Annotated in this window: 2 protein-coding genes; both read left to right on the top strand. The window is 63.1% G+C overall.

Annotated elements, in window-relative coordinates; translation table 11 throughout:
• Positions 1-112 precede the first annotated feature (112 nt).
• Positions 113-1,642 (top strand): IS21 family transposase, encoded by a 1,530-nt coding sequence (gene istA, locus K9U41_RS22495; RefSeq protein WP_282643067.1) that lies wholly within the window; start codon positions 113-115, stop codon positions 1,640-1,642.
• The gene (gene istB, locus K9U41_RS22490; RefSeq protein ID WP_282643066.1) at positions 1,632-2,426 is read left to right on the top strand and encodes an IS21-like element helper ATPase IstB; all 795 of its coding nucleotides are present in this window, start codon (positions 1,632-1,634) and stop codon (positions 2,424-2,426) included. The genes istA and istB overlap by 11 nt, the downstream gene beginning before the upstream one ends.
• Positions 2,427-2,496 lie beyond the last annotated feature (70 nt).

The raw sequence follows: 2,496 nt of genomic DNA, 5'->3' as shown, positions 1-2,496 counted from the left end.
TGTTGATTTCCACTGAGAGTTGACCCGGTAGGCACGGATTTTTCCATCGAGAAGTGACCCATGTTTTCACCACGTCTCACGCGGCATCGCGGGGGACAGCGGAGTGATCGACATGGAGTTATTGAGCGTCATCCGACGCTGGCATTATCGGGATCACCTCTCGATCCGGGATATCTCCCGCCGCACCGGCCTTTCGAGGAACACCGTGCGCAAGTACCTGCGGGCGGACAGCGTCGAACCCCGGTTTCATCTTCCCGAGCGGTCGAGCAAACTCGATCCCTATGCCGACAAGCTCGCGGCGATGCTGCGGGTCGAGAGCGGCAAGTCGCGCAAGCACAAGCGTACGATCAAACAGCTGCACGCTGATCTGGTGACCCTCGGCTATGAGGGGTCGTACAATCGGGTCGCGGCCTTTGCCCGGGACTGGAAGGCTGCCCGGTTGCGTGAGCAACAGACCAGCGGCCGCGGTACTTTCGTGCCGCTGGCCTTTGTGCCGGGCGAGGCGTTCCAGTTCGACTGGTCGGAGGATTGGGCGATCATTGCCGGCGAGCGCACCAAGCTCCAGGTCGCCCATGTCAAGCTGTCCTACAGTCGGGCCTTCACGCTTCGAGCCTACCTGCTCCAGACCCACGAGATGCTGTTTGATGCCCATAACCACGCCTTCCGGGTGTTGGGCGGCGTGCCACGGCGGGGCATCTACGACAACATGAAGACGGCCGTCGACAAGGTCGGCCGCGGCAAGGAACGCCAGGTCAACATCCGCTTCTCGGCCATGGTGAGCCACTTCCTGTTCGAGGCGGAGTTCTGCAACCCCGCTTCCGGCTGGGAGAAAGGGCAGATTGAGAAGAACGTACAGGATGCCCGTCATCGGCTCTGGCAACCCCTGCCGAACGTCCCCTCCCTGGAAGCTCTGAACGACTGGTTGGAGACCCGGTGCCGGGAGTTGTGGTCACAGACCGGGCACGGCTCGCAGCCCGGCTCGATCGCCGATGTCTGGAGCGAGGAGATCCGGCACCTGATGGCGGTGCCGCGGCCGTTCGACGGCTTCGTCGAGCACGCCAAACGCGTTTCCCCGACCTGCCTCGTTCATCTGGAGCGCAATCGCTACAGCGTGCCGGCCTCCTTCGCAAACCGTCCGGTGAGCCTGCGGGTCTATCCCGACCGGATCGTCCTCGTCGCTGAAGGGCAAGCAATCTGCGAGCATCGCCGGGTGTTCGCTCGCTCTCATGATCGTCTGAGCCGGACCGTCTATGACTGGCGGCATTATCTGGCCGTCGTCCAGCGCAAGCCCGGTGCCCTGCGCAACGGCGCGCCGTTCGCTGAGATGCCGCCCGCGTTTCGATCCCTGCAGCAGCACTTGCTCAAGCGGCCATGCGGTGACCGCGAGATGGTCGAGATTCTGTCCTTGGTCCTCCAGCACGATGAGCAGGTCGTGCTCACGGCCGTAGAGCTCGCCCTTCAGGCCGGCGTGCCGACCAAGACCCACATCATCAACCTGCTGCACCGGCTGATCGACGGTACGCCGCTGAGCACGCCAACGATCCCGGCTCCCCCCGCCCTCACGCTGACCACTGAGCCTCAGGCCAACGTCGAGCGCTATGACGCCCTGCGCCGAGCCAGGGAGGCGCGCCATGCGTCATAATCCAGCCAGTGGAGCCATCGTCATCATGCTGCGCAGCCTCAAGATGCATGGCATGGCCCAGGCCATCACGGAGCTAACGGAACAGGGATCACCGGCCTTCGAGACCGCCATGCCGATCCTCGCCCAACTCTTGAAGGCCGAGACCGCCGAACGGGAGGTGCGATCGACCACCTACCAGCTCAAGACCGCGCGCTTCCCGGCCTATCGCGACCTCGCCGGCTTCGACTTCGCCAGTAGCGAGGTCAACGAGGCGCTCGTCCGCCAGCTCCATCGCTGCGAGTTCCTCGACGACGCACACAACGTCGTCCTGATCGGCGGTCCAGGTACCGGCAAAACCCACATCGCCACGGCTCTCGGAGTCCACGCCATCGAGCATCATCACAAGCGGGTCCGCTTCTTCTCCACCGTCGAGCTCGTCAACGCCCTCGAACAGGAAAAGGCCCAGGGCAAAGCTGGACAGATCGCCGGCCGCCTCGTCCACACCGATCTCGTCATCCTCGATGAACTCGGCTATCTGCCGTTCAGCGCCTCCGGTGGCGCCTTGCTCTTCCACCTGCTGAGCAAGCTCTATGAGCGCACCAGCGTCATCATCACCACCAATCTCAGCTTCTCCGAATGGGCCACGGTCTTCGGCGATGCCAAGATGACCACGGCCTTGCTCGACCGGCTCACGCACCACTGCCATATCCTGGAGACCGGAAACGACAGCTTCCGCTTCAGAGCCAGCTCGGCCAAACCACCTAAACCCTCAAAGGAGAAGCCCCGAAACTTGACCGCAACCTGACCCAAGACCACCATCACCCCGGGTCACTTCTCAGTGGAAATCCAGGGTCACTTCTCGCCGGAAATCAACA

The sequence above is a fragment of the Xanthobacter autotrophicus genome, assembly GCF_029991245.1.
GTDB lineage: Bacteria > Pseudomonadota > Alphaproteobacteria > Rhizobiales > Xanthobacteraceae > Xanthobacter > Xanthobacter autotrophicus_C.
Note: the sequence above shows the minus strand (reverse complement) of the source record. Positions and strands in the feature narration are given on the sequence as shown.